27 protein-coding genes and 1 pseudogene are annotated in these 24,016 nt (G+C 70.1%); 6 read left to right on the top strand and 22 right to left on the bottom strand.

What is annotated here, in order from left to right; genetic code table 11:
- The 4 genes from ACIBJG_RS23735 to ACIBJG_RS23720 all read right to left on the bottom strand — a co-directional run.
- On the bottom strand, positions 1 to 376 hold a 376-nt coding region (locus tag ACIBJG_RS23735), incomplete at its 3' end, for a response regulator transcription factor (RefSeq protein ID WP_399310167.1).
- Complete coding sequence (locus tag ACIBJG_RS23730; protein WP_399310165.1) at positions 373 to 1,629, bottom strand: sensor histidine kinase; 1,257 nt, start codon at positions 1,627 to 1,629, stop codon at positions 373 to 375. The genes ACIBJG_RS23735 and ACIBJG_RS23730, both read right to left, overlap by 4 nt.
- A 31-nt stretch (positions 1,630 to 1,660) precedes the next feature.
- Entirely contained in the window at positions 1,661 to 2,455 is a 795-nt protein-coding gene (locus ACIBJG_RS23725) for an ABC transporter permease (protein ID WP_399310163.1), read from the bottom strand.
- Positions 2,452 to 3,384, bottom strand: a complete 933-nt coding sequence (locus tag ACIBJG_RS23720; RefSeq protein WP_399310162.1) for an ABC transporter ATP-binding protein — start codon at positions 3,382 to 3,384, stop codon at positions 2,452 to 2,454. Before ACIBJG_RS23720 ends, ACIBJG_RS23725 begins: the two co-directional genes overlap by 4 nt.
- A gap of 141 nt (positions 3,385 to 3,525) precedes the next feature.
- Between ACIBJG_RS23720 and ACIBJG_RS23715 the strand changes: the two genes are divergently transcribed.
- Positions 3,526 to 4,083 (top strand): GNAT family N-acetyltransferase, encoded by a 558-nt coding sequence (locus ACIBJG_RS23715; RefSeq protein WP_399310160.1) that lies wholly within the window; start codon positions 3,526 to 3,528, stop codon positions 4,081 to 4,083.
- A 28-nt stretch (positions 4,084 to 4,111) separates the two neighbouring features.
- Here ACIBJG_RS23715 and ACIBJG_RS23710 read toward each other — a convergent pair.
- Positions 4,112 to 4,968, bottom strand: a pseudogene (locus ACIBJG_RS23710) (class I SAM-dependent methyltransferase).
- A gap of 72 nt (positions 4,969 to 5,040) precedes the next feature.
- Here ACIBJG_RS23710 and ACIBJG_RS23705 point away from each other — a divergent pair.
- The gene (locus ACIBJG_RS23705; protein WP_399310159.1) at positions 5,041 to 5,643 is read left to right on the top strand and encodes a TetR/AcrR family transcriptional regulator; all 603 of its coding nucleotides are present in this window, start codon (positions 5,041 to 5,043) and stop codon (positions 5,641 to 5,643) included.
- Between the two features lie 47 nt (positions 5,644 to 5,690).
- On the opposite strand, the gene ACIBJG_RS23700 is transcribed toward ACIBJG_RS23705, so the two are convergent.
- From ACIBJG_RS23700 to ACIBJG_RS23640, 13 genes are all read right to left on the bottom strand, one after another.
- Positions 5,691 to 7,274: a type IV secretory system conjugative DNA transfer family protein gene (locus tag ACIBJG_RS23700; protein WP_399310157.1), complete on the bottom strand. Its 1,584-nt coding sequence runs from the start codon at positions 7,272 to 7,274 to the stop codon at positions 5,691 to 5,693.
- A 1-nt stretch (position 7,275) separates the two neighbouring features.
- The gene (locus ACIBJG_RS23695) at positions 7,276 to 8,694 is read right to left on the bottom strand and encodes an ATP-binding protein (protein ID WP_399310155.1); all 1,419 of its coding nucleotides are present in this window, start codon (positions 8,692 to 8,694) and stop codon (positions 7,276 to 7,278) included.
- A 42-nt stretch (positions 8,695 to 8,736) separates the two neighbouring features.
- Positions 8,737 to 10,287 carry an SCO6880 family protein gene (locus ACIBJG_RS23690; protein WP_399310153.1) on the bottom strand — a complete coding sequence of 517 codons (1,551 nt, stop codon included), beginning with the start codon at positions 10,285 to 10,287 and terminating at the stop codon, positions 8,737 to 8,739.
- A complete protein-coding gene (locus tag ACIBJG_RS23685; RefSeq protein ID WP_399310152.1) occupies positions 10,284 to 11,615 on the bottom strand; it encodes a hypothetical protein in 1,332 nt (443 codons plus the stop codon). The genes ACIBJG_RS23690 and ACIBJG_RS23685 overlap by 4 nt, the downstream gene beginning before the upstream one ends.
- A 31-nt stretch (positions 11,616 to 11,646) precedes the next feature.
- Positions 11,647 to 12,504, bottom strand: coding sequence for a hypothetical protein (locus ACIBJG_RS23680; RefSeq protein WP_399310150.1), 858 nt, complete (start codon positions 12,502 to 12,504; stop codon positions 11,647 to 11,649).
- A 181-nt stretch (positions 12,505 to 12,685) separates the two neighbouring features.
- Positions 12,686 to 12,994, bottom strand: coding sequence for a hypothetical protein (locus ACIBJG_RS23675; RefSeq protein WP_072489575.1), 309 nt, complete (start codon positions 12,992 to 12,994; stop codon positions 12,686 to 12,688).
- A 279-nt stretch (positions 12,995 to 13,273) separates the two neighbouring features.
- A complete protein-coding gene (locus tag ACIBJG_RS23670; RefSeq protein ID WP_399310149.1) occupies positions 13,274 to 14,023 on the bottom strand; it encodes a DUF402 domain-containing protein in 750 nt (249 codons plus the stop codon).
- Between the two features lie 116 nt (positions 14,024 to 14,139).
- Positions 14,140 to 14,580: a hypothetical protein gene (locus tag ACIBJG_RS23665; protein ID WP_399310148.1), complete on the bottom strand. Its 441-nt coding sequence runs from the start codon at positions 14,578 to 14,580 to the stop codon at positions 14,140 to 14,142.
- Between the two features lie 433 nt (positions 14,581 to 15,013).
- Entirely contained in the window at positions 15,014 to 15,448 is a 435-nt protein-coding gene (locus ACIBJG_RS23660; protein WP_399310146.1) for a DUF6892 domain-containing protein, read from the bottom strand.
- Positions 15,449 to 15,508: 60 nt separating this feature from the next.
- Positions 15,509 to 16,186 (bottom strand): DUF5701 family protein, encoded by a 678-nt coding sequence (locus tag ACIBJG_RS23655; protein ID WP_399310144.1) that lies wholly within the window; start codon positions 16,184 to 16,186, stop codon positions 15,509 to 15,511.
- A 78-nt stretch (positions 16,187 to 16,264) separates the two neighbouring features.
- A complete protein-coding gene (locus ACIBJG_RS23650; protein ID WP_399310142.1) occupies positions 16,265 to 16,807 on the bottom strand; it encodes a hypothetical protein in 543 nt (180 codons plus the stop codon).
- Between the two features lie 417 nt (positions 16,808 to 17,224).
- Positions 17,225 to 17,788, bottom strand: coding sequence for a DinB family protein (locus tag ACIBJG_RS23645; protein ID WP_399310141.1), 564 nt, complete (start codon positions 17,786 to 17,788; stop codon positions 17,225 to 17,227).
- An 82-nt stretch (positions 17,789 to 17,870) separates the two neighbouring features.
- Positions 17,871 to 19,229, bottom strand: a complete 1,359-nt coding sequence (locus ACIBJG_RS23640) for an MFS transporter (protein ID WP_399310139.1) — start codon at positions 19,227 to 19,229, stop codon at positions 17,871 to 17,873.
- Between the two features lie 89 nt (positions 19,230 to 19,318).
- On the opposite strand from ACIBJG_RS23640, the gene ACIBJG_RS23635 reads away from it, so the two are divergent.
- On the top strand, positions 19,319 to 20,299 hold the full coding sequence (locus ACIBJG_RS23635; protein WP_399310138.1) for a winged helix-turn-helix domain-containing protein: 981 nt from the start codon (positions 19,319 to 19,321) through the stop codon (positions 20,297 to 20,299).
- 72 nt (positions 20,300 to 20,371) lie between these two features.
- Here the strand turns inward: ACIBJG_RS23635 and ACIBJG_RS23630 are convergent, their stop codons facing one another.
- The 4 genes from ACIBJG_RS23630 to ACIBJG_RS23615 form a co-directional block, all read right to left on the bottom strand.
- Entirely contained in the window at positions 20,372 to 20,803 is a 432-nt protein-coding gene (locus ACIBJG_RS23630) for a hypothetical protein (RefSeq protein ID WP_399310136.1), read from the bottom strand.
- A gap of 126 nt (positions 20,804 to 20,929) precedes the next feature.
- Positions 20,930 to 21,142: a DUF397 domain-containing protein gene (locus tag ACIBJG_RS23625; RefSeq protein WP_399310134.1), complete on the bottom strand. Its 213-nt coding sequence runs from the start codon at positions 21,140 to 21,142 to the stop codon at positions 20,930 to 20,932.
- Positions 21,135 to 21,323, bottom strand: coding sequence for a DUF397 domain-containing protein (locus ACIBJG_RS23620; protein WP_399310133.1), 189 nt, complete (start codon positions 21,321 to 21,323; stop codon positions 21,135 to 21,137). The genes ACIBJG_RS23625 and ACIBJG_RS23620 overlap by 8 nt, the downstream gene beginning before the upstream one ends.
- Positions 21,324 to 21,335: 12 nt before the next feature.
- Entirely contained in the window at positions 21,336 to 22,181 is an 846-nt protein-coding gene (locus ACIBJG_RS23615; RefSeq protein WP_399310131.1) for a helix-turn-helix domain-containing protein, read from the bottom strand.
- Between the two features lie 208 nt (positions 22,182 to 22,389).
- On the opposite strand from ACIBJG_RS23615, the gene ACIBJG_RS23610 reads away from it, so the two are divergent.
- Genes ACIBJG_RS23610 through ACIBJG_RS23600 form a run of 3 tightly spaced genes read left to right on the top strand, consistent with a single transcriptional unit; the run spans position 22,390 to position 23,998 of the window.
- The gene (locus tag ACIBJG_RS23610) at positions 22,390 to 22,851 is read left to right on the top strand and encodes an ATP-binding protein (RefSeq protein ID WP_399310129.1); all 462 of its coding nucleotides are present in this window, start codon (positions 22,390 to 22,392) and stop codon (positions 22,849 to 22,851) included.
- On the top strand, positions 22,809 to 23,609 hold the full coding sequence (locus tag ACIBJG_RS23605) for a Uma2 family endonuclease (protein ID WP_399310128.1): 801 nt from the start codon (positions 22,809 to 22,811) through the stop codon (positions 23,607 to 23,609). Before ACIBJG_RS23610 ends, ACIBJG_RS23605 begins: the two co-directional genes overlap by 43 nt.
- Entirely contained in the window at positions 23,606 to 23,998 is a 393-nt protein-coding gene (locus ACIBJG_RS23600) for a helix-turn-helix domain-containing protein (RefSeq protein ID WP_399310126.1), read from the top strand. Before ACIBJG_RS23605 ends, ACIBJG_RS23600 begins: the two co-directional genes overlap by 4 nt.
- The last annotated feature ends 18 nt before the right edge of the window (positions 23,999 to 24,016 follow it).

Raw genomic sequence — 24,016 nt, 5'->3', positions numbered from 1 at the left:
CGACCACCGCGTCGCCGCTGGCCACGGCCCGGATGCCGGAGAGGAGCTCCTCCGGTAGCGCGTCCTTGATCAGGAAGCCGCTGGCGCCGGCGCGCAGACCGTCGTACGCATAGCGGTCCAGGTCGAACGTGGTGACGATGAGGACGCGGGTGCGGGAGCCGGTCCTGATGATGCGTCGGGTCGCCTCGATTCCGTCGAGCAGGGGCATGCGGATGTCCATCAGGGCTACGTCCGGCTGGTTTTGAGCAATGAGTTGGAGGGCTTCGTGGCCGTTGGCGGCCTCGCCGACGACCGTCATGTCGTCCTGGCTCTCCAACAGCATGCGGAATCCGAAGCGTTGCATCGGCTGGTCGTCCGCGATGAGCACGGTCGTCACGAGGGGGAGTCCTCCAGAGGGAGTCGGAGCCGTACCTGCCAGCCCGTGGTGGTCGGCCGGCCCGCTTCGAGGGTGCCGTCGTACAGCGAGGCCCGTTCGCGCATGCCGGTGATGCCCTGACCGGCGCCGTCGCACGGTCCGGCGCCGGGGCGCGGCGTGCCGTTGTCCGTGATCAGGACCTCCAGCTCCGTCGGACGGTACGTCAGCGTGACCTCCGCCGCCAGGGACGGATTCGCGGTGGCGTGCTTCAGCGTGTTCGTCAGCCCCTCCTGCACCACCCGGTACACCGTCAGTTGACGGCCGGCGGTGGGCGGGACGGGCGGGGGCGTGCCGTGGTGGTGCAGGTGTACGGGGAGGCCTGCGCTGCGTACGCCCTCCAGCAGGGCGTCGATGTCGTCGAGTGTGGGCTGGGGGGTGCGGTCGGCCCGCTCCGGGGGGTCGCGCAGGACGCCCAGCAGGCGGCGCAGTTCGGCGAGGGCCTGGCGGCTGGTGGTGCCGATGGCGTCCAGGGCCTGGGCGGCCCGTTCGGGACTCTTGGCCGCGGCGTAGGCGCCGCCGTCCGCGAGGCCCGTGATCACGGAGAGGTTGTGGCCGATGATGTCGTGCATCTCCCGGGCGATCCGGGTCCGTTCGGCGGCCGCCGCCAGTTGGGCCTGTTGGTCGCGTTCGAGCTCGAGGCGGTTGGCGCGGTCGACGAGGGCCTCCGTGTACTCCTTGCGCGTACGCACCACGATGCCGACCAGGGATGCGAACGCGAAGGCGTACAGGTGCGGGACGAAGATCCGGTCCCAGTCGTCCGGGAAGTGGCCCGAGCCGATCGCGAGCGGGGCGAGCACGATCGCGCCCGACCATGCCAGGGTGCGCATCGGCTGCCTGACCGCGATGTTGAAGACGACGATCTCCTGGAGGAAGGCGGCCTGGATGACCGCCCCCGTCCATACGTTGACCAGGGCGAACGGGGCCATGAACAGGAGCACGGCCAGCGGGTGGCTGCGGCGCCACAGCAGCGGGGCGGAGAACGCCACGCTCATCGTCAGGACCAGCGACTCCGACACGTCCGGGTCGACGGCGACCGTCTGCCAGCCGCCGGACGAGACGTCGAGGACGGCGAACAGCACCCAGAACGTGGTGAGCAGCCCGTTCCAGACGAGGGGGTGCCGGCGGTCGAACGCGCGGACGCGCTGGAGCAGGCGCTGGATGTGTCCGGTGAGCGGGAAGGGGCCCGCAGGCCGGTTGGTGTCGTCGTCCTTCACGCGTCCATCCTCGCGCCCGGTCCTGTCCGCGTCATGCGTCGCGGCGTCGCAGCAGGGCAGCAGCCGAGACCAGTGTGGCCGCTGCCCACAGGACGAGGGCGAGCAGAGCGCCGGTGGGGGAGGCGGCGTCGGGGAGCGGGGTCGCGGAGCCCAGTACGCCGGCTGCCTGGGTGGGGAAGTAGCGGACTGCGGTTTCCACCGCGTCGTACGGGAGCGTGGTGAGCACTTCCGGCAGGACCATGACGCCTCCGATGAAGGCGCCGATCGCGCCGGGCACCGAGCGGAGGAGGGCGCCGAGTCCGAGGGCGACGAGGCTGAGGAGGGTGGTCCCGACGGCGTTGCCCGCCACGGCGCGGAGCATGCCGGGATCGGTGAGGGAGGCGGCCTGGTCCGTGTCGTTGAGGAAGATCTGTGCGACGACGAACGTGAGCAGTGAGGTCGCCAGCATGACGCCGAGAACGGTGGCGGTGAAGACGGCCGCCTTGGCCCACAGGACCGGGAGCCGGCGGGGTACCGCGGTGAATGAGGCACGGATCATGCCGGAGGAGTACTCGCCGGCGGTGACGAGGATGCCCAGCACCACCGTGCAGAGCGTGCCGAGTGTGGTGCCGTAGAGGACCAGGATGACGGTGTCGACGTCCGAGTCGCCGCCGTCGGAGGTGTAGGTGGTGCCCATGACGATGCCGACGGCGAGGATGAGGGCGGCGGCGGAGCCCAGGGTGATCCAGCTGGAGCGCAGGGTGTGGAGCTTGTGCCATTCGGAGCGCAGTACCCGGGCCGGAGTGACGCGGTAGGGGTGCGGGGTGGTGGTCGTCGCGGTGGTCATGCGAGGGCTCCGGCCGGTTCGGGGGCGGTGATCCGGTACTCGACCGAATCCTGGGTGAGGTCCATGAAGGCCTGCTCCAGGGAGGCGGCGAGCGGGGTGAGTTCGTACAGCGGGATGGCGTGGGCGGCGGCGACGCGTCCGATGTGGGCGGAGTCCGTTCCGCGGATCTCCAGTTGGTCCGGGCCGTCCGCAGGGGTGATCTCGATGCCGGGGCCGCGCAGGAGGTCGCGCAGGGCGGTGGCCTGCGGGGTGACGACCTTGACCGCGTTGCCGCCCGCGGTGGCGACGAAGTCGGCGACCGTGGTGTCCGCGAGGAGGCGGCCGCGTCCGATGATGACGAGGTGGTCGGCGGTGAGGGCCATCTCGCTCATCAGGTGCGAGGAGACGAGGACCGTGCGGCCCTGGGTGGCGAGGGATCGGAGCAGGTTACGGATCCAGAGCACGCCTTCCGGGTCGAGGCCGTTGACCGGCTCGTCCAGGATCAGGGTGGCAGGGTCGCCGAGCATCGCGGCGGCGATGCCGAGCCGCTGGCCCATGCCGAGCGAGAAGCCCTTGACCCGCTTCCCGGCGACTGCGGTCAGTCCGGCCAGATCGAGGACGTGTTCGACGCGGCTGCGCGGGATGCCGTGGGTGTGGGCGAGCGCCATCAGGTGGTGGAAGGCGGTGCGGCCCGGATGGACGGAGCGGGCCTCCAGCAGGGCGCCGACTTCGGTGAGGGGCGCGCTGTGGGTGGCGTAGGCGCGTCCGCCGATCGTGGAGCGGCCGCGGGTGGGGGCGTCCAGGCCGAGGAGCATGCGCATGGTCGTGGACTTGCCGGCGCCGTTCGGGCCGAGGAAGCCGGTGACGGTGCCCGGCCGGACTGTGAAGTCGAGGTCCTGGACGACGGTGGTGTCGCCGTACCGTTTGCTGAGTTCGTGTGCCTTGATCATGCGGTCGACGCTATGGAGCGGGCGGGCGCGGGGCGTCGGACCGGGGGCGGGATGTGGCGGCGGGCGTAGTACCGGGGTACGACGGTTCGGCGCCGGCCGAATCTGTTTACACGGGCGTCGGCGGCAGGTCAGGATCGGCGCATGGACTACGTGATTCGCCCGGTGCGTGCCGAGGAATGGCAACTGGTCAGGGAACTCCGACTGGCCGCTCTGCAGGACCCGGTGGCGCCGGTGGCTTTTCTTGAGACGTACGAGCAGGCATCGGAGCGGTCCGACGACTTCTGGCGGGAGCGGGCGGCCGGGGGGTCGGAGACGGGCGCCGGCGGAGTGCGGCAGTTCGTCGCCGAGGCGCCCGACGGCAGTTGGGCGGGCACGGTGACCGTGCTGATCGAGCGGCCGGACGACGAGGTGCGGTTCGGTGAGGCGGCGGCGGTCCACCAAGCGCATGTGGTCGGGGTGTTCGTACGGGCGGAGGCGCGGGGCAGTGGGCTGGCCGAGGAGTTGTTCCGGGCCGGGACGGACTGGGCGTGGTCGCTGGGTGAGCCGTTGATCGAGCGCGTACGGCTGTATGTGCACGAGGACAATCCGCGGGCGGCGGCTCTGTACCGGCGGATCGGGTTCGTGCCGACGGGGGAGACCGTGCCGATGCCAGGTGACCCGACGGCCCGGGAGCTGGAGTACGCGGTGGCGCGTCCGTAGTGGTTGCGCGGCGAGGTGGTGGCCGGGCTCAGGGGGTGCCGGTGCGTACTGTGGTCGTGGCCAGGGTGGTGTAGGTCATCGTGAAGCGTCCGCCCAGGGAGTCGATGGCGTCCCCGACCGCGTTCAGGATGCCGGTCTGCTGCTCGGGACGGAGTTGGGTGAGGCCGCCGGTGGTGGGCAGCAGGTCCAGCCACTGCTCGCGTGTGTAGGTCTGCTCCCAGTCGAATTGCCACTGTTCCGTGTCGTGGAACCGGCCGGTCTCACGGATCCCGTCGGCGACCTTCGCGTAGGCGGCCCGGTAGAGGTCGAGCGGGCGTCGGGCCGGTCCGCTGTTGAACGGGGAGTCGGGCGCCGCCCGCCGGTATGCGGCGGCGAATGGTTCGGCCACCTCGGCGGGCGAACGAATAGTTCGGCCACCTCGGCGGGCGGTTCGTAGGCGTGTCCGAAGATGGTCAGGCGGCCCCCCGGGCGCAGCACCTGTGCTGCCTTCGCGGTGCCGGTGGTCGGGTCCACCCAGTGCCAGGACTGGGCGGCGATGACCGCGTCGAACGTCCGGCCGGCGGGCTGCCAGGCTTCGAAGGTGGCCACCTCGACGTCCAGACCGCGGGCTTGCGCGAAGCCGGCCATCCGGGCGTCGGGCTCGACGCCGAGCACGGTGCAACCGGCGGCCTGGAACTGGCGGGCTGCGATGCCGGTGCCGCAGCCGACGTCGAGTATGTCGGGCCCGGGGCTCCCGTCGGCGATCCGTTTCACCAGCGCGGCCGGGTAGGCGGGGCGCGCCTGGTCGTAGCGTTGTGCGTCCACGCCGAACGATTCGGCCATCCGTTGGGCCTCGTGCGGTTTCGCGGGGGAGGGTTCCGGGTGCTCTCTCGATACTATGGGCATGCGCCCATTTTAGTGGGCGCCTGCCCACTCGACAATGATGCGGGTGGGACGACCTCACGAGAGGATCCGCGAGTGCCGACTGGGGTGCACCTCCGCGACGCGCGGCAGCAGCTGTTCGACGCTGCCGAGCGCGTGCTTCTGCGGGAGGGACCGAACGGGCTGACCAGCCGGGCCGTCACCGACGAGGCGGGCTGCGCCAAGGGTGTCCTGCACCGGCACTTCGCCGACTTCGACGCCTTCCTCACCGACCTCGTGCTCGACCGGGCCGCACAGCTGGAGGTGCAGGCGAGTGCGCTGCGCGAGTCCACCGGATCCGGCACGGTGACCGGCAACCTCGTCGCCGCGCTGACCACCCTGTTCGGGCCGGTTCCGGTGGCGATCATTCCGCTCATCACCTTCAGGGACGAGCTGCGCGCCCGGTTGCGGCGTGCCAGGCCCGGAGGGGGCATCGCGATCCTTGCCGAGGCCACGACCGCGATCTCCGCCTACCTGGCCGCCGAGCGTGAACGGGGCCGTATCGCGGCCGACGCCGACATCGACTCGCTCACCCTGTCCCTGGTCGGTGGCGGGCATCTCCTCTTCACGGATCGCGAGGCCCCGGGCCCGCCGGCCAAGGCGGCCGTCGAAAGGTTCGTCACCGCGGCAGTCGCCGACGCGGTGCAGCGAAGGCCGTAGGGCGGGCGTGCCGGGCGGGACTTTCAGAACACGCCCAGACCCCCGGTTCAGAGGGTGGTCGGGGTCTGGAGCTGCTGGGTCCAGCGGGCCCGGGCCTGTTCGCGGGAGCGGAGCAGGGCGAGCGTCGGCAGGCCCTGCTCCTCGCCGGTGGCGAGGAGCTCCGGCAGCCGGGGCAGGGGGGCCACGGCCGCGATGTCGTCGAGGACGAGCGTCATGGGTGGGTCGAGCCGGCCGTCGGACGACCGTGCGGCCATGCGGCGGCCGTGCTCGACCACGTCCGAGGCGAGCGCGGTGAGCAGCGGCATCGCCCCGGGGCCCGAGCGCGGGTTCTCGATGGGTTCGCCGACCACGTAGAGGCTGCCCCCCTCGTCCGCGAAGGATGCCAGCGCGAGCGAGTCGGCGCGGTTCGGTGTGCAGGCGTCCCGGATGTGGACCGAGGACAGGGCGCCGAAGGCCCGTACCGTCAGTTCCTGTGCCATCTCCCGGCGTTCGGGGTGGGCGGTGAGGGCGGACTCCAGCAGTCCGGCGAGCCCGGAGGCCGCCTTGGGGTGGGTACGGAGCAGGCGCACCGGTTCGTGTGCGCTGCCGCCGAGCGCCCAGCGGTGGACCTGGCGGAAGGGGCGGCCGTCGATCGCGGCGGCGTGCAACCAGCACTGCAGGAGGGTCTCCGCGGTGTCGGCCGTCGCCGCGTCGATGCGGGACTGCGGCCGTACCGGGGCGAGGAGTGCGGCGGACCGGGCGGCCGCGCGGTCGGGCTGTTCGCAGCCGGTGGTGGGGGCCCAGTGGAGCCGGGCCGGGGTGTCGCAGAGGTGGCCGGGGTCGTACACGAGGACCGGGCCGAGCTTGGCCCGGGCGTCCTTGGTCTCGGCCCAGACGCTGGGGTCGGAGGTGACGACGAGCAGGGGCCCGTCCGCCTCACGGATGGCCTGGACGGCGGTGGGCCGGCGGGTGGCTGCGGGGCCGTAGATGACGAGGGGCGTGCGCGGGGAGGGGACGACGGGCGGGAGGGGGGCCGGGGCCGAGGTCGGAGCCGGAGCCGAGGTCGGAGCCGGAGCCGGAGCCGGAGCCGGAGCCGGAGCCGGTGTCGAGTCTGGGGCCGGGGATGTCAGGGGCTGGGTGGCTTCGGCGGTGCCTGCTTGTTCGGTGATTGGTTGGGCGCGCGCGGGTTCCTGGAGAGGGACCCGTTCCTCGTACGCGTACTCCTGCGGGGGCTCGCTCCGCGGCTCCAGGCGCTCGGCGCGCCGGCGTGCGCGTACGCCTCGCCAGCGGGCGACCACGCCCATGACGAACACGGTCAGCACCACCAGGACCATCAGTTCGCCGATGAACAGGCCCCAGAACAGCCCGTACCCGGACAGCTCCCCGGCCGGGGTGACCGGCCAGGCGGCGGGCAGGTCGTGCGGGGCCTCCACCAGCCGGCGCATGGCCAACGGGGTCTCGGCGAGGGTGACGCCGTCGGGCCAGCCGCCGTGGGCGAGGAGGCCGGCCAGACCCGTGGCCGTCCAGGCCAGCAGCGTCAGCCCGAGCAGGAAGAGCAGCAGCCCGATCAGCAGCCCGTCGGGGATGCCGCCGCCGTTTCCGTTGCCTCCGTTTCCGCCGCCGCGTACGTCTCCGCGCCCCGCACCCGCCATGTCATGCCACCGTTGACTCGGACGACTCGTTCAGCCGTTGCTGGTTCTCGATCCGTGCCGCGCGCTGCTCCGCCTCCAGTTCGGCGGCGCGTACGTCCTCCGGGAGGAGGTCGGAGGTGGAGGACTCGGTCATGGCGCGGTCGGTGAAGACGAGGGGGCGTTCGGCCTCGGTGATCAGGTGTTTGACGACCTGTACGTTGCCGTTGACGTCCCAGACCGCGATGCCGGGGGTGAGCGTGGGGATGATCTCGACCGCCCATCGGGGCAGACCGAGGACCAGGCCGGTCGCTCTTGCCTCGTCGGCCTTCTGGGCGTAGATCGTGCGCGTCGAGGCCATCTTCAGGATGGCCGCCGCTTCCCGCGCCGCGGCTCCGTCGACCACGTCGCTGAGGTGGTGGACGACGGCGACGAACGAGAGCCCGAGCCGGCGGCCGAACTTCAGCAGGCGCTGGAAGAGCTGCGCGACGAAGGGGGAGTTGATGATGTGCCAGGCCTCTTCCACCAGGAAGATGCGCTTCTTCCGGTCGGGCCTGATCCAGGTGTGTTCCAGCCAGACGCCGACGATCGCCATCAGGATCGGCATGGCGATGGAGTTGCGGTCGATGTGCGAGAGGTCGAAGACGATCAGTGGGGCGTCGAGGTCGATGCCGGCGGACGTCGATCCGTCGAACATGCCGCGCAGGTCGCCGTCGACGAGCCGGTCCAGGACGAGGGCGACGTCCAGGCCCCAGGCCCGTACGTCGTCTATGTCGACGTTCATCGCTTCGGCGGATTCCGGTTCCGGGTGGCGGAGTTGGTCGACGATGTCCATCAGGACCGGCTGGCGGTCGGTCGCCGTCTCGTTCACGTAGGCGTGGGCGACCTTGAGGGCGAAGCCGGAGCGCTCGTCGAGGCCGTGGCCCATGGCGACTTCGATGATGGTGCGCAGCAGGGCGAGCTGCCCGGTGGTGGTGATCGCGGGGTCGAGCGGGTTGAGGCGGATGCCGCCGTTGAGCGCGGAGGTGGGGTCGAGGCGGATGGGGGTGAGGCCCAGTTCCTGGGCGATGAGGTTCCATTCGCCGACGCCGTCCTCGCCCTGGGCGTCCAGGACGACGACCTGGCGGTCGCGGAAGCGGAGCTGGCGCAGCACGTACGTCTTCTCCAGCGCGGACTTGCCATTGCCGGACTCGCCGAGCACCAGCCAGTGCGGGGCGGGGAGCTGTTGCCCGTACAGCTGGAAGGGGTCGTAGATGTAGCCCTTGCCGGAGTACACCTCGCGGCCGATGATCACGCCGGAGTCGCCGAGGCCGGGGGCGGCGGTGGGCAGGTAGACCGCCTGGGCCTGTCCGGTCGAGGTGCGGACGGGCAGCCGGGTCGTCTCCACCTTCCCGAAGAGGAAGGCGGTGAAGGCGTCCGACAACGCGGACAGCGGATCTCGCATGGCGTGACCGACCTCCCTTTCGTCTCTCTCGGTCGTGTGCGGCTAGTGGCGGATGCCGGTGGCGAAGGGCAGGGTGTTCACGAAGGCGCGGTGGTGCTCGCGGTCGCACCACTCCAGCTTCAGATACGACTTGCCGGCCGAGGCCCGGATCGTCCGCTTGTCGCGGGCGAGGGACTCGGGCGAGCGTGACGACACGGTGATGTACCCCACGAGGTTCACCCCGGCCGCGCCGCTCGCGAGATCTTCACCCCGCTGGTCGAGCCGGCCGTAGGCGGCGGTGTCGCGGGGGTCGACGGTGCGGTTCATCTTGGCCTGACGGCTGGCCTCGGCCTCGTCGTTGGTCTTCTCGGTGAGCATCCGCTCGATGGCGATCTCGGTGGGTTCGAGGTCCATGGTGACCGCGACCGTACGGATCACGTCGGGCGTGTGGACGAGGAGCGGGGCGAGGAAGTTGACGCCGACGGGCGTCATCGGCCATTCCTTCACCCAGGCCGTGGAGTGGCACCAGGGCGCCCGGGTGGACGACTCGCGGGTCTTGGCCTGGAGGAACGTCGGCTCGACCGCGTCCAGTTCGGCCGGCCAGGCGTTGCGCTTCGTCATCGCCTGGATGTGGTCGATGGGGTGGTCGGGGTCGTACATCGAATGGACGAGGGAGGCCAGGCGGCTCTGGCCGAGCGGCTGGCGGACCCGGATGTCGGCTTCGGCGAGGCGGGCGCAGATGTCGGTGAGCTCGCGTGCCATGACGACGGCGAGGCCGGCGTCCCGGTCGATCTTGCGGCCGGCGTGCGGGCGGGCGGCGCGGGCCATGGCGTGGGCCTCGGCGGAGAGCTCGCGGGTGAAGTGCATGCAGGCGACGAGGTAGGCGCGGTGCTGCTCGCTGGAGGTGGAGACCATCGACTGGAGTTGCTCGTACGACTCCTGCAGCCAGCCCGGGGAGGCCTTGTCGCCGCGCTGGGCGACGTCCTTGGCGTGGGCGTCGGGGTCGGCGGGCAGGGTGCGGGCCAGCATCTGGATGCGGGTCACGAAACCGTCGCCGTTCGCGACGTGCTTGAGCAGGGTGCCGAACCGGTCGACGAGTGCTTCCTGGTCCTCGCTGTCGCGCAGCCCGACACCGGGCCCCTCGATCTCGATGGCCGCGGTGACGGTACGTCGGTCGGCGTGCAGCAGTACGGCGATCTCGTCCGGCCCGAAGGGTGCGGCCAGCCAGTTGATCCGGCCGATGCCGGGGGGCGGTCCGATCTCGACCTCACGCCCGTCGGCGCTGACGCCGGCCTCCATGGCGGAGGAGCGGTAGGACGTGCCGCGGCGCAGGGAGCGCTTGAAGCTGCGGTTGATCTCGAACCATTTGTAGAAGGTCCGGTGCTTGTACGGGACGTAGACGATCGCCAGGGCCAGCAGCGGGAAGCCGGTGAGCAGGACGATCCGCAGGGACAGGACCGGGACGAGCAGCCCGCTCATCATGCCGAGGAACGCACCGCCGATGATCAGGGCGATCTCGCCCGTCTCGCGGTTCTTGCCGACGATCGCGTTCGGCCGGGCACGGCCGATGAGATACGTACGGCGGGGCGCGATCGGATGGGACTGCGTGCTCAACGCCCGCCACCTCCTGTGCTCTTGTTACCTGAACTGCCTGATCCGCCGGATCCGCCACGTGATCCCCGGCTGCTGTGCGGGGTGCCGGAGGTGGGGCCCGAACCGCTGCGGGGCGGAGGTGCGGCGGAGGGGACAGATCCGCCGCCGACCCCGCTCCCGGAGTTGCGGGAGCTGTGTGCGGCGACTCCGCCGCTGACCGGGTTGGCGGGCCGTCCGCCGCCGCTGTTGTTGCCGCCGCCGCCGCCGTCCTGGCCGCCGCCGCGGCTGCTGTGGGTCTTGATGCCCTGCGAGACGAGAGCGGCGGGCGAGCTGATCATCGCGGCGGCCTGGGAGCCGTCGGTGGCCTGCTTGCGGTTGGTGCGGGCGCCCTGGATCTCGTCGCCGAAGCCGGGGACGAAGCGGTAGATCATGCCGGAGGCGAAGATGGCGAGGAGGATGATGGCCAGCCCGGAGACGACGGCCGAGAACGCGTCGGGCCCGTCGTCCGAGGACAGCGCGCCGGCCAGCCCGAGCACGATGACGATGACCGGCTTCACCATGATCACGGCGATCATGATGCCCGCCCAGCGGCGTACGTGTCCCCACATGTTCTTGTCGACGAGCCCCGCGTACACGGCGGTTCCGAGCAGGGCGCCGACGTAGAGCAGGGCGGCGCGGATCACGAGCTCCAGCCAGAGGATGCCCGCGGCGAGGATCGACACCAGCGAGACGACGATCAGCATGATCGGCCCGCCGCCGATGTCGGAGTCCTTCTTGAGCGCATCGGCGAACGACCCGAAGAAGACATCGGTCTGCCCGCCGGAGGACGAGGAGATGACCTCGGTGACGCCGTCGGTGGCGGAGACGATCGTGTAAAGGATCAGCGGCGTGAAGGCCGATGCGAGCACGGTGAGCCAGAGGAACCCGATGGCCTCGGAGATCGCGGTGGTGAGCGGCACGCCGCGGATCGCCCGCTTGGCGACGGCGAGGAGCCACAGGACGAGCGTCAGCACGGTGGAGGCGGCGAAGACGATCGCGTACTGCTGGAGGAAGCGGGTGTTGGTGAAGTCGACGTTGGCGGTGCTCTTGACGGCCTCGCTGAGCTTGCCCACGATCCACGCTGCGGCGTCGGCGCAGCCGCGGCCGAGGGAGGTGAGGGGGTCGAGGGCGGGGTCGACGCTGTTGGGGGCGTTGGATTTGGGGGCGGGGTTGCCTTCGCAGTACTGGCGCGCAGGTCCTGCGATGAGACCGCAGGCGTCGTTGCTCTTACTCGGCGTGGGGCTTGGCGACGGAGCGGCTGTCACCTGTGCCGCGAAGAGGAACATCAATGTCTGGACGGCTGCCGTCATTGCGGCAACCGAGCTCATTCGAGGACGGAGGCTACCGGGCATACGTGAACCCTCCGAATCCGTTCACCGTGTCTGCGATCTCGTCGGAGCCGGAAACGGGATTGTCGCCGGTTACGGGCGTCGGCCCTTGCTTCTGACCCGTCTCGAGGACCTTCCAGTCCGATCCGGCCCACTTCAGCTTCATCGTCACGGTGAACCAGCCACTGGTTACGGGCTTGGTGGATTTCTCGCCCGTGAGACCGAACAAGCCCGTGCACCACACGTCTACATCTGCGGTCTCCGCGCTGTACTGCTTGATCTTCGTGCCTGCTGGCATGGTTCGGTTGACGAAGGTTGAGCCCGCTGGGGCGCTTCCATCGGCGGTGAGACCGATCTGGGCCAAGAATGCCTGAGAGTAGTCGGCGTCGAAGCCGGCCTGAAGGCTGGCTCTTGTACTCGAATCAGCAAGGGCCTGGACGATCTCGCGTCGGCTGTCATCGTTGAACATGCCGTCCGAGCCAAAGGTCGCAGCGTAGTTCGCCGCCGCGCTCTGCGCCCCCTGCTCGTCGTGCGCGAACCCCGACGGGATCTCGCCGTTCTTCCCCGTCACCGGCTTCGTCCCGGTCGCTGCCGTCGGTGCCGCGCCCGCCTTCTTGTCGTTGCTTCCCGACGCACCGCCCTTGTCCCCGTCGCCTCCGCCCATGTTGGCGAACGCGATGGCTGCGAGCAGCAGGACGATCACGCCCACGACGGTGACCAGTGAGCGTGAGCTGCGGGCCGGGCGGCGGGGGCCGTAGCCGTCGCCCTCGCCGTCGGGGAGGCGGGTGCGGGTCTGGCGCGTACCGCCGATGGTGCTGTAACCGTCGCCCGTACGCCCCGAGTCGTTGCCGTAGCCGTCGTCGTGACTCATGCCGCGCACGCCCCCTCAACCGTTGCCTGAACCGCGTCTTTGTACGACGGTAGCCGTGCTGGTTCCCGCGCGGAGGCGGTGTGGTGACTCGACATCAGGGGGACGCAACCTCTGCCGGTGGGCACGACGGACGGATGGTGAGGGGTGGGCGGGACTGCCCTGGGCGTGGGCCGACGGCTGGTTAGACGGCCATGCCGTAGACGATGGTGAACACGGTTCCCAGCGATCCGATGATGAACACACCGGTCAGGCCCGCGACGATCAGCCCCTTGCCCTGTTCCGCGCTGAACGTGTCGCGCAGGGCCGTCGCACCGATGCGCTGCTTCGCCGCGCCCCAGACCGCGATGCCGAGACAGAGCAGGATGGCGATCGCCATCACGACCTCGATCATTACGCGGGCCTCGTTGCCCAAGGTCCCGAACGGCCCCCAGTTCGGGGCGATTCCGCCGATGATGGTGGTGATGTCGCCCTTCTCAGCTGCCAGGATCATGTAAGTCACCGCCCCTGTTGGGTAGTTCGATGCCCATGCCGCGTGGCACGGGTCACCCTCTATCTTCGCTGATGAAACTGCTCTCGCACGACGACTTGACGGCTCTCTTTACCCGGATCTCGTACATATGACCGGCCTGGCCGCCCTGACCTGCGGATCGAATCGGTGTGTGAGCGATTTGTGTCTGGTTACTCTGTGTATCACGGAGGGTGACGCCGGGCAATGATCGCCATCACGCCACCCTGGCCGAGACCTGCGGCGGGGCCGTAACCGTACCCATCAGGGGTGATGCGGGGAGGTCGGGGCGGCCGCGGGTCGCAGGAGCGGGTGGCGGGGGACCGGTGGACGGGGTGGGGTCCGCCAGGCCGGTGGCGGCCGGAAATCGCACCAGGAGCCGTCAAAGGGAAACGTTCCGGCCTCGGCGAGCCGGGCCACCCTGTCTCCCTCGGTCCTGATGGCCGCGGCCTCCTCGGTGGTCCAGTACGCGGGATGGCCGGTCTTCTCGGCGAAGGACTCCTCGTCCTTCCACTGCCAGGTCCGGTCCGGCGCCACGTTGATGTCGAGCTCGTGGTCGGCGATGTCGATGTCGTGGCCGTGGTGGACCCGGCGCTCCAGATTGACGTACCAGCCACGGAACTTCTGGCTGCGGCCGAAGAGCCACAGGACGGAGTGCGCGGCGTCCGTCGGCTGGTAGAAGAGGGCGTTGCCCATGGGCCACCGGCCGGCGATGACCGGGTAGCCGTTGACGGGGCGTTCGTGCGGTGCGATGTCCCGCAGGTGCGTGGCGCCGCGCGGCAGGGCCGTGCGCCACATCGGGGTGCCCGTCTCCATCCAGACGAGCTGGCCTTCGGGCGTGCGTTCGACGAGGCGTACGGGTACGGAGGCGCTCAGGTGGCCGCCTATGAAGAAGTTCCAGTGCAGGATCTGCCCTGGTTCATCGCTGACGCGGTTGCTCGCGTCGATTCTCGCGTCGAATCCCGGCCCGGCGCCTGTGCCGTTGCCGACGACGTCCCGCTTGCCCGTTTTCATGCACTTGATCATGCCCGCGGAGAGGTCCCGGAACACGTGCCCGGTCATTCGGCGCTGTTGGGGCATCACTGTCGGCCTGCGCGGGGCGTCCTGAAGGGCCGTCCGTAGAGGCCGTGTCAGTGGCCTCCCCGGTTCTCCACGCGCGGTCCCGTGCCCGGCTGCGGCTCGGCGTAGGCACCGTGCACCTCGATGGTCAGTTCCTTCGCCGTCAGGCGGCCGGACACGCACATGTCCCCCGTGTGAACGCTGTGGAGCCCGTCCCGGATGTAGACGCCGTGTTCCTTCCCGCAGCCCAGGTGTGCCAGCGCCGCCGCGATCCGTTTCTCGCTGACGTCGCCCTCCTTACGGGCTTTCTCCAGTTCGTACTGGATGCGCTCGGCCGACGCCTCGCCCTTGGCCCGCCGGGCCGGGCTGAGCTCGGCCGCCATGCGATAGGCGTGGTTGTCGGCGTAGTTGGGCGGCCGGTCGTCGTTGTTGCCTTGTTCCGGTGCTCCGGTCGTGCGCGCAGTGGGTGAGGAGGAGGTCTGGGCCGGGCGGTCTCGGTGGGCTGGGCGCACTTGGGGCGAGGGGCGAACGAGGGGCGGGGGATGGGCGACCGGGCGTCTTGTTGCCCCCGGGGTGTTCGGTGCCGCACGCGGTCACGGTGAGCGCGAGGAGCGCGGCTGTCGCGGCTGTGCGTCCGAGGTGTGTGGTGAGGGACATGACATGACTCTCGGGGTTGGACCGCGCCTCGTCCAAGGGGAGGCCGCGGCCTCGGCACCGGCTCGCGCCTATCCGCGCGCCGCACAACTCCCCAGCAACTGGAAGGCGTTACGGACAGGACGGATCCCCAGTCCTCCAACAGGCCGGTGAAGGCTCCGAAGGTGCCCGCCCACCCATGGGCAACGGATGATGTCCATTCCCATGCGGGTCAGCGTATGGATCACCGGCACCGCAGCTGAGGGCCCGGGGTGGCTTGCCGAGCTGCCCCGCAGACGGCTGGCCGCGCCTTCAGTCGGTGGCGATGCCCCGGGCTGCGAGCACCTCGGGATCGAAGGCGGCGCCCATTCCGCAGTCGTCGACGCCGGAGATCAGCTTCAGGTTCGGCAGCAGATCGAGGTCGTCGAGCGAACCCACGTCGTAGAGCTCGTCCTCGCCGTCCCAGACCGGGGAACACTCCTGGTACACCTCGAGTCCGCCGTCGAGGTTGAGCTCCTCGACCGTCGCGAGCAGTTCCGTGCTGATCTCCAGTGCCTCGAAGTGGGCGCGGGCCTCGGCGAGCACGGTGTGCGCGAGATCGTTCTCGTACGCGTAGCCCTGCGGGTCGTCGATTCCCTTCGCCTTCAGGCAGTCCGCTATACGGAACGCCGGGGTGAGGGTCTCGTCGGTGTACATGAGCTGCTCGATGACGAGGAGCTTGAAGTTGAAGTCGCGGAAGGCAGTCATGCCGGGAGCGTACTGAAGGGCTGTGACAGTCGGGCAGCCCGGCTGGGTGGATCCGTGCTCCTACGCGTCCTGGAGGCGGCGGCCCGTCGTGGAGGCGAAGCCCAGCCAGGTGTGCCGGTTGCCCGCCCAGCACCAGCCGGCCTTCGGGGCGTTGCGTCGCTCCCGGCCGTCGCGACCGGTGCCGTTGCTGATCCAGAGCGCCGGCGTACGGGCGTCCAGTGCGCCGTTCGCCTTGCGCAGCCGGGAGCCGATGGTCATGAAGCAGTGGTTGCGCTCCAGGGCGGCCGGCTGTTGCAGCACCCAGTGGATACCTTCGGTGAGCAGCAGCGGGCTGCGGTCCTGCGCGGTGAGGGCGGGCAGTGCCTCGTCCGGGCTCCAGTTCGCCATGTGGTCGCCGCGGTCGATGCCGCCGAGGACGTAGAGGGGCGCGTCGGGGACCGTGACCGTGTCGAGCGGGGTGAAGAGGTCGACATCAGGCATGTCGACGACGACGAAGCCCGGTTTGTCGTCGCGGCGGAGCAGCGGGGCGAGGGCGGACGCGGGGGCCCGGTCCGGGTGAACGGTGAGCAGCCCGCCGTCCTCGGCTCCGCTCGCCTCGGCAGCCTTGGCGAAGTCGCGGATGTCGGCGGCGGACAGGCCGGCGATCTCGTGGACCCCGAGGTCGATCAGCGTCTCGGCCTGCGCACTGAGGGACGGCAGGGCGGGGAGGGCGGCGGTGACGGGGGTGGATTCAGGCACGATGCTCCTCGGACGGCGGCTGGTGACGTGGACGGCCGGAGACGTAACGAGGCGGCGCCGCCGGAACGTTCCCTTCCCTTATGCCTGGTGGGCAGGACCTCGTACCGTGCGGCGGCGGTGGTACGCGACGGCGACCGCGCCCAGCAACGGGCCCCAGAGGATGAGTGGCTGGTACAGCAGGCCCACGAGGATGTGGCCGGTGTGCGTCATGTCGGCGTGCGGGAAGGTCCACCACCACGCCATCGGTGTCCACAGCGCGGTGAGGCAGACGGCTCCGACGAGCGCGGGCACGGTGGCGGCCAGGGGGCGGACCGTACGCCCGCCGATGCGCGGGATCCAGCGCGGCAGCACTTCACCCCACGGGCGCACCAGGCCGATGGTCAGAAGGGCCAGCAACTCGGTGGCCACGCTCAGGAACAGCATCCACACCTTCGCGCCCGGGGTTTCGAAGCCCGCGAACCCGTCGGCCGTGTAGCCGGCCGGGAAGCCGAGGACGAGCGCGATGCGCCAGAGGCCGGTCGGCAGGACGACGAGGGCGGCGAGGTGCGCGGAGCGGACAGCCCAACGAGGGGCGGGGAGTGTGGTGGTGGGTGTGCACGGGGCGGGGTTCCTGGGCTCCATGACTTCAGCCTGTCCCGCCCGCCCGCATGTTTCGTCGTTCTTCGAGCCCGTTCCGTACCTCCTGAGGGAGGAGCGTGGTTCGGGGGTCTCCGCCGCATGGGGGAGGGGTCAGGCCTTGTCGGAGGCGACCGCGTCAACTCGCGTGAGGAAAGGCTCGGATGGCGACGCAGCCGGTGGATGTCCCATACGGGTACGAGTGCGTCTGACGAGCGGACTCCGCCGCGAAAGCGCTGCTCCCTGGGGCCTGCTGGAGCGGCTGGAGCGCGGGAGTACGTGTAGGCAGGAGGAGACGGAGGGCGTACCGGTTTCGCCTCGTTCCCGGGGGTGTGGCCGGGCCGTGAGGTAGGAGAAGCTGTGGACCCCGGCCGTTGTCCGGCGGCACAGGGCCGCCGGACACGGGCGCCCCCGACTCCGGGATCAGACACCTTCGCGCAGGTAGAGGTCGCGCAGCAGGCCGATCTCGCCGCCGTGATGTGTGACCTCTTTCAGCGCGTGCAGCGCGAGCTTCAGGTAGGTCTCGTCGGCCCAACCGCCGGGGCCCATGCCTATCGGAGCCAGCAGGCGCTGGTCGCCGAGGGCTGCGATACGGGAGACGAAGTGGTCCCAGTCCTCGGCGAGCGCCTGGATGCCCTCTTTCGCGGTGCCGGGCCACTCCTGGCGGTCACCGAACTCGGGGACGTCCTCGAAGAAGTGGATCACGTAGCCGCGCAGGCAGAGGCTGCCTATGTGCCAGATGCGCCAGGCGATCGTCGTGACGGGGTCCGGTGCGTCCGGACCTGATTCCGGAATCAGCGTGTCGACGCGGAAGACGCCGTCGTCGCCGGGGCGGATGCTGATGCAGTCGCTCACCGGCTCCCAGCGGTACTCGGCGTCGGTCAGGGTCTGCATGCGCTCGAACAGCCGGAATCGCACGTTCTCGAAGATGGCGAGGATGTCGCGCGTGACGGGGTCGGGCACGGTCATGTCAGCTATGTCAGCCATGTCAGCTCCAGGGCTCGGTGACTTCGGGTCGGTTGGGGGATCAGGATCGACGGGCCGACGGGCCGACGTGCTGATGGGTCGGTTACGTGCCGCTGCCTCGGCGTGTTTCGCTGGGTGCGGGCAGGGTGGTGAGTTCGGCCGATCCCGTGGTCGCGGATCCGTTCGGGTTGCCGAGTCGTTGAGCAGTCCGGGACGGCGACCGGGAGGTGGGCGGGTTCCAGCTGAGAACCCAACCGGCGGTCAGCGCCGCGGCGCCGCCTGCCAGAGCGATTGCGCCACCTGTTCCGACGCCTGCGGCCACCGAGCCGAAGCAGGCCGGCCCGACACCCTGCAGCGTCATGTTGCCGGAGCCGAGCAGGCCGAAGGCCTGGCCCTGGCCGTCCTGCGGCAGGGCGTCCAGGAACGGCCGTTGCAAGCCGAGGCCGTAAGCGAATCCAAAGCCGCAGATCAGCAGCAGACAGGCGGAGACGCCCACTCCGGGCTCGGCAGCGAAGCCGACCAGCGGCAATCCCATCACCGCAATCAACGGGACTACCAGTCGCTCCCGGGTGGGCGGCTGCAGCAGCCGGCCCACCAGCAGGTCACCGACAAGCATGCCGACCGGCAGACAGCCCATCAGTACCGCGTACCAGCCGGGCGCGAAGTGGCGCCCTCCCGCGTAGGCGACGATCAGGCCTTCCGCGCCCGCTACGAACGCGGGGGGTAGCCACTGGGCCAGCATCAGGCGTCGCACCGTGCGTCCGCGCAGCAGCAGACCGACGCCGTGCAGGCTTGCCCGGAGGGCCCCGCCGTCGCCCCGAGCGCTGCCGGGTGTGCCGCCGAACCCTCCCGGCTGCAGCCGGGGCAGCCGGATGCGGACAGCGAGCGCGCAGCCGAGGTAGAGGGCGGCGCTCACCGCGAGCGCCCGGTGCGGGCCGAGTACCGCGACGGTCGCACCTCCCAGCGCCAGACCGAACAACTGCGCGCCGGAGGCGGCGATGTTGTTCAGCGAACGGCCCAGTACATAGGCGTCGCCCTCCAGCCACTGTGCGACCAGCCGACTCGACGCGCCGCTGAACACCGGTGTGATGAGGGCGACGAGCGCCACGACAGCGAGGCTTGCCGCGATCGGCATCCTCACCAGGGCGAGCAGCAGGGCGGCGGCGCACTCCAAGGCGTAGCCGCCGGTGATGAGCGCGCGGGGCGGAAGCCGGTCGGCCAGTGAGCCCAGCAGCAGCGAGCCGAACAGCTGCGGGAGAAAGCCGATGCCGAAGGCCAGTGCGCTGAACAGCGCGGAGCCGGTGGCTGTGAAGACCAGAACCGAGAACGTGGTGATCCGCAGCGCGTCAGCAGTGATCGCGACGGTGCGGGTCGAGAAGAGCAGCCGGAATCGCGGCTCGGCCAGCACCTCCCGGTAGGTGGCACGGCGGTTGCCCGGTGAGGGTTCGGCGGTCGGGGTCATGACGCCCAGCCTCGCCGTGTGCCCGCGTCATTCACCAATGATTCGTCGCTGGACGAATCGGAACGGACGTCCGGCGGTAGCATCGCAGGGTGCTCCGCTTCGAAGTCTCCGTCGAGGACCTGCTGCGCAGCCGCTTCGCACTGTCGCCCGCGATGGACCTCTGCGCCCTGCTGCGCTCCCTCGCCGGCCAGGACCAACCACTGCCGCGAGCCTGGGCCACCCGGCTCCTGCCGGCCTTCGAACGGCTTCGCCGCGACAGCGAACTGGACGCCGCCCTCGCCCTGCAGACCCCGCAAGGCGGACCGGACTTCGTCGCCCCGCCCCCGCGCGGCCTCAACCAGACCTGGGCAGACGACCTGGACATGATCCGGGCCACACCCCTGGAAGCGGCCCGCCATGAAATCGCCACCAACGCGACCGGCCCGTCCGCCCGTGATCCCCGCGTACGCGCAGTACTGGAGTCGACGGACGCCGTCTCCAGGATCGCCGAAGCGATGGACCGGGCGTGGCACGAGCTGCTCGGCACGGACTGGCCGCAACTGCGCGCGATCTGTGAGCGAGACGTCGTGCACCGGGTGGGTTTGATCGGCGAACACGGATGGGTCACGACCATCGAGAGCCTGCACCCGAGCATCGCCTGGCAGGCCGGCGGTATCGAGGTCGGCCACTTCCCCCAAGTCGCTCCCGTCCGCCTCGCCGGCGACGGGCTCCTGCTGATCCCTTCGGTCTTCGTCGCGAATATCGCCGCCCACCTGGAAGACCCCTGGCCCAGGACCCTGATCTATCGTGCCCGCGGCACCGCCGCCCTGTGGGGCGAACAGGAGAGCGTCCCTCAACCGGCCGCGCTGACCGCCCTGGTAGGCCGGGCCCGCGCCCGGCTGCTGTTGGCGCTGGACGCCCCAGCCAGTACCAGCCACCTCGCCCGAAGCCTCGCCATGGCACCTGGCGCGGTGGGAGACCACCTCGCCATCCTGCGAGGCGCGGGGCTGCTCGTCCGCGCCCGGTCCGGACGGTCGGTGCTCTACCGGCGCACCCCGCTCGGCGAGGCGCTGGTCGCCGGTTCGGGCTGAGGGCTGAGGGCTGAGGGCTCAGTGCGTCCGGCCTGAGGCAGCTCTCCTGTTTGCCCCGCAGGGCGGCGGTGCTCAGTCCTCCAAGTCCCGGGCCAGATCTTCCCAGGGCAGGCCGCGCAGGGCTGCCGGGGCGTTGTCGTTCGTCGGGGGGTCCGGAGTGGGCTGGAACCAGACGACGACGAGTGCGGAGAAGTACCAGCCCGAGTTGTGGGCCGGGTCGATCTCGGTTGAGTTGAACGCGCCGATGCAGGCGACGGCGGGCAGGTCCTCGATCGGCTCGCCGCGGTGGTCGGCCCAGCCCCGTGCCGTGGTCTCCGGGGGTATCAGGTGGACGGGCCGGCCGGGGTAGGCCGTTTCTGCGGTACGTACGAGATGGGCGGTGATGCGCTCGTTGACGCGCTGCGTCGGGGCGCCCTCGAGCAGTCCGCCGTAGGTCGAGCGGAGCCGTAATTCGGCGAGGTCGATGCTGCGGCGTGAGGAGAGAGTGAGGTGGCTGAGTGACATGGGGCGGACCGTACATCCGGCCTCCGCATCGACGCATCTGTCCGCGGCGCCGTGGCTACCGATGGCAGGAGCCCGGCCGCGAGAACGACGGTCCCGTCGACCGGTCCTCGCGTGCTCAGCCGGTGGTCAGAGTCCGGCGAAGTGGTCGAACTCGCCTGCCCGGACGCCCTTGGCGAAGGCCTCCCACTTGGCGCGGGTGGTCGTGACGACGTTCTCCGGGTCGCTTGTCTCGCGCAGGTACACGAGGTCGTCGCCCTCGTCGAAGGCGATCTCGATCCACGGTCCGGGGCCGGTCTCGCCTTCGGGGGCGGCACGGGTCCAGGTGAGGGCGTCAGCCATGGAGGGGCTCCTCCTTGAGCGTGCGGAGGAGTGCGCGGAGGGCGGTGGGGGTGGTGCGGAGTATCGCGCCGGTGGGGTCGCCCGATTCGGTCAGTCGCACGGTGCCGTTCTGTGCGGCCACGTGGACGCAGGAGTTGCCCTGCGCGCAGTAGGACGACTTCTGCCAGATGGGTGAGGTCATCTCGGGTCCCTTTCACAGGCTGAGCGCGATGGTGTGGATGAAGTTCCTGGATTGTTCCCGGCCGAGCGCGATGGTCTCCATCCGGTTCAGGAGGACCTGGTACTTCGCCAGTTGGGAGGCGGAGTCGAGGAACACGGGCCCGTGCGACTGATCCAGGTTGACGGTGTCGAGTTGCGGGACCGGCCCCTGCGCGTAGTAGATCGACTGGCCCGATCCCGCGAAGCTGCCCGCAGCGAAGGGAATCACGAGCACCGAGATGTGCGGGAGCTCGCTCAGTGTCAGCAGGTGCTCCAACTGCTGGCGTGCGACTTTGGGGCCACCGAACTGCATGCGAAGAGATGCCTCGTGAACGACGACTTGTTGCGGTGTCGGGTGCTCCCGGAACAGGACGGTCTGTCGTTTGACGCGGAATGAGACCCGGTGTTCGACATCGGGTGGGGGCAACGCCGGTACGTCCTGCCGGAACACCTCGCGGGCGTGTTCGACCGTTTGGAAGAGCCCGGGAATGTGTACGGTCACCGCGGTTCGGAGGCGTTGGGCGTGATGTTCGACCTCGGCCAGGTCGAGCAGGGGAGCGGGGAGGATCTCGCGGTACTCCTCCCACCAGCCGCGGGCCCGGTCCGCCGTCATCGCGCAGAGTGCGGCGATCAGGCCCTCGTCGGTGCCGCCGTAGTGGTTGGCAAGTGTGCGCACCCGGTCAGGACTTACGCCTACGCGGCCGGCCTCCATGTTGCTGATCTGGTTCTGCTGTACGCCCAGGAGCCGGCCCGCCTGGGTGGCGGTGAGGCCTGCCTGCTCGCGGAGCTTGCGCAGTTCAGCGCCGAACCGGAGTTGACGGCCCGTTGGGTTGGATCTCACGGAATTGTTCGCCTCCTTGAGCGGCTGGTCACCCACAAGGGTGCGAGTTTATGGATTCCTCGCGATTCGGTTAACACTTTAACCGTGACTCGCTAGCTTGGGTTCAGGCCACCCGCCCGGAAGTACCCCGCTCGACGGAGCGGTCTCGTCACTGGGCATCGCAGGACACCTCATGCACGCTTTCCGTCCCTCGTGATCGGAGAACCTCATGCCCACGGCCACCGTAGCGCCGCCCTGGACGTACACCCTCCAACTTCCGCAGGATCCCCGGGCTCCCGGGGTCGCACGGGCCACCCTCCGTAACGTGCTCCGCGTCCACGGCATGGCCGAACTCACCGAAACCGCAGAACTGTTGGCCAGCGAACTCGTCACCAACGCCTACCAGCACTCCTCGGGGCCGTACTCCCTGCGCATGCGCGATGCCGGACGCAGCCGGATCCGCCTCGGGGTCTGGGACACCGAACCGCACATCCCCGCCCCCTTCCGCTGGAGCGCGAAGGGGCCCGACGAACTCAGCGAGCGCGGGCGAGGGTTGTATCTCGTCACCCTCTACGCCGAGAGCTGGGGCGCCTGCCCCCTGCGAGCCGGACTCCCGGGGCAGGGTGGCGGCAAGGTGCTCTGGGTGGAATGCGTCGCCAAGCCGGATTGTCAGTGGGACGACCTACTGTAACTGTGTGTAGTGGCGTTGGTGGCTTTCCGGCAATTGGGGGCGTGATGTCCGAAGCGTATGAGTGCCTCTCGCAGTGCGGTGAGACCGCCGCTGGGCGCGGTTCGAGACCCTCTCCGCGTGCGTGCTCGGCAGGTGCCGCGCCCGCTTCGCCGAGACGGAGGCCGAGACCTATGTCCGTTCCGCGACCACTGCGCCCACGTCCGGGAAATCTCCGTGACATCGCCGAGCAGATCGAAGAAGCGGCGGGTCTGCGGGCGCAGGTCCTGGGAGGGAGTCTCATGATGTCTCCGACTCGGCGCGGTAAGCACGCGGGAACGATCAGGCGGCTCCGTCGCCAGTTGGAGCCCACGCTGCCGCCGGGCACCGGAGCGTATGAGGTGACGTCGGTCGGTATGCCCGATGACCCGGACGGCTATGCGACGCCGGACCTCGTGCTGCTCCCCGACGAGTGGGACGAGGGCGACGCGTGGTTGGCCGACCCGGCGGATGCGGTGCTCGCCGTCGAGGTGATCTCACAGTCGGAGAAGGCGCGCGACATCAGTCAGAAGAACGACTCGTACGCCGTCGCCGGGGTGGCGGTCCTGTTGGTCATCGATCCCCGGCACGGGACGTGGGCTCTGCACAAGCGGCCCGAGAGCGGCTCGTACCAGGAGAGATCGGCCGGAAAGTTCGGGGAGGGTATCCCGTTGCCCGATCCCCTGGGCCTTGTCGTGGCGACGGACTCGTTCCCCCGGTACGGGACCGAGGCCATGGGGTGAGCCGTGCCTCCGAGGATTCGAACCGGCGCATGCTGCGGGCCCGGGACGCGATGGACCGGGCGTTCGCCCAGCCGCTCGACGTGTCGGCCCTCGCCCGGCTCGCCCATGTGTCCGAGGCGCACTTCTCTCGCACCTTCCGGGCCACGTTCGGTGAGACGCCGCACCGCTACCTGCAGCGGCGTCGCGTCGAGCGGGCGATGTTCCTTCTCCGGGAGACCGGCCGCAGCGTGACGGACATCTGCTTCGAGGTCGGCTTCGGCAGTACGGGGACGTTCAGCCGGACGTTCCGGGAGATCGTCGGCCGGTCTCCCCGCACGTACCGCAAGGAGGCGTTGGCGGTGAACGTCCCGACGTGCTTCGCGATGGCGTGGACGCGGCCGAGCTCCTGAGCGGTCGCATGGGCGTTG

Source organism: Streptomyces sp. NPDC050422, assembly GCF_044458665.1.
In the GTDB taxonomy this organism is placed as follows: Bacteria; Actinomycetota; Actinomycetes; order Streptomycetales; family Streptomycetaceae; genus Streptomyces.
The sequence above is the reverse complement of the archived record's forward strand: the minus strand, read 5'-3'. Positions and strand labels throughout refer to the sequence as shown.

Coding starts and splice junctions, on each gene's coding strand:
- ACIBJG_RS23725 (WP_399310163.1), bottom strand. CDS start 2,455: ATGACCACCGCGACGACCACCACCCCGCACCCCTACCGCGTCACTCCG.
- ACIBJG_RS23720 (WP_399310162.1), bottom strand. CDS start 3,384: ATGATCAAGGCACACGAACTCAGCAAACGGTACGGCGACACCACCGTC.
- ACIBJG_RS23715 (WP_399310160.1), top strand. CDS start 3,526: ATGGACTACGTGATTCGCCCGGTGCGTGCCGAGGAATGGCAACTGGTC.
- ACIBJG_RS23700 (WP_399310157.1), bottom strand. CDS start 7,274: ATGGCGGGTGCGGGGCGCGGAGACGTACGCGGCGGCGGAAACGGAGGC.
- ACIBJG_RS23695 (WP_399310155.1), bottom strand. CDS start 8,694: ATGCGAGATCCGCTGTCCGCGTTGTCGGACGCCTTCACCGCCTTCCTC.
- ACIBJG_RS23685 (WP_399310152.1), bottom strand. CDS start 11,615: ATGACGGCAGCCGTCCAGACATTGATGTTCCTCTTCGCGGCACAGGTG.
- ACIBJG_RS23680 (WP_399310150.1), bottom strand. CDS start 12,504: ATGAGTCACGACGACGGCTACGGCAACGACTCGGGGCGTACGGGCGAC.
- ACIBJG_RS23675 (WP_072489575.1), bottom strand. CDS start 12,994: ATGATCCTGGCAGCTGAGAAGGGCGACATCACCACCATCATCGGCGGA.
- ACIBJG_RS23670 (WP_399310149.1), bottom strand. CDS start 14,023: ATGAAAACGGGCAAGCGGGACGTCGTCGGCAACGGCACAGGCGCCGGG.
- ACIBJG_RS23660 (WP_399310146.1), bottom strand. CDS start 15,448: ATGACTGCCTTCCGCGACTTCAACTTCAAGCTCCTCGTCATCGAGCAG.
- ACIBJG_RS23650 (WP_399310142.1), bottom strand. CDS start 16,807: ATGGAGCCCAGGAACCCCGCCCCGTGCACACCCACCACCACACTCCCC.
- ACIBJG_RS23645 (WP_399310141.1), bottom strand. CDS start 17,788: ATGGCTGACATAGCTGACATGACCGTGCCCGACCCCGTCACGCGCGAC.
- ACIBJG_RS23640 (WP_399310139.1), bottom strand. CDS start 19,229: ATGACCCCGACCGCCGAACCCTCACCGGGCAACCGCCGTGCCACCTAC.
- ACIBJG_RS23630 (WP_399310136.1), bottom strand. CDS start 20,803: ATGTCACTCAGCCACCTCACTCTCTCCTCACGCCGCAGCATCGACCTC.
- ACIBJG_RS23625 (WP_399310134.1), bottom strand. CDS start 21,142: ATGGCTGACGCCCTCACCTGGACCCGTGCCGCCCCCGAAGGCGAGACC.
- ACIBJG_RS23620 (WP_399310133.1), bottom strand. CDS start 21,323: ATGACCTCACCCATCTGGCAGAAGTCGTCCTACTGCGCGCAGGGCAAC.
- ACIBJG_RS23610 (WP_399310129.1), top strand. CDS start 22,390: ATGCCCACGGCCACCGTAGCGCCGCCCTGGACGTACACCCTCCAACTT.
- ACIBJG_RS23605 (WP_399310128.1), top strand. CDS start 22,809: ATGCGTCGCCAAGCCGGATTGTCAGTGGGACGACCTACTGTAACTGTG.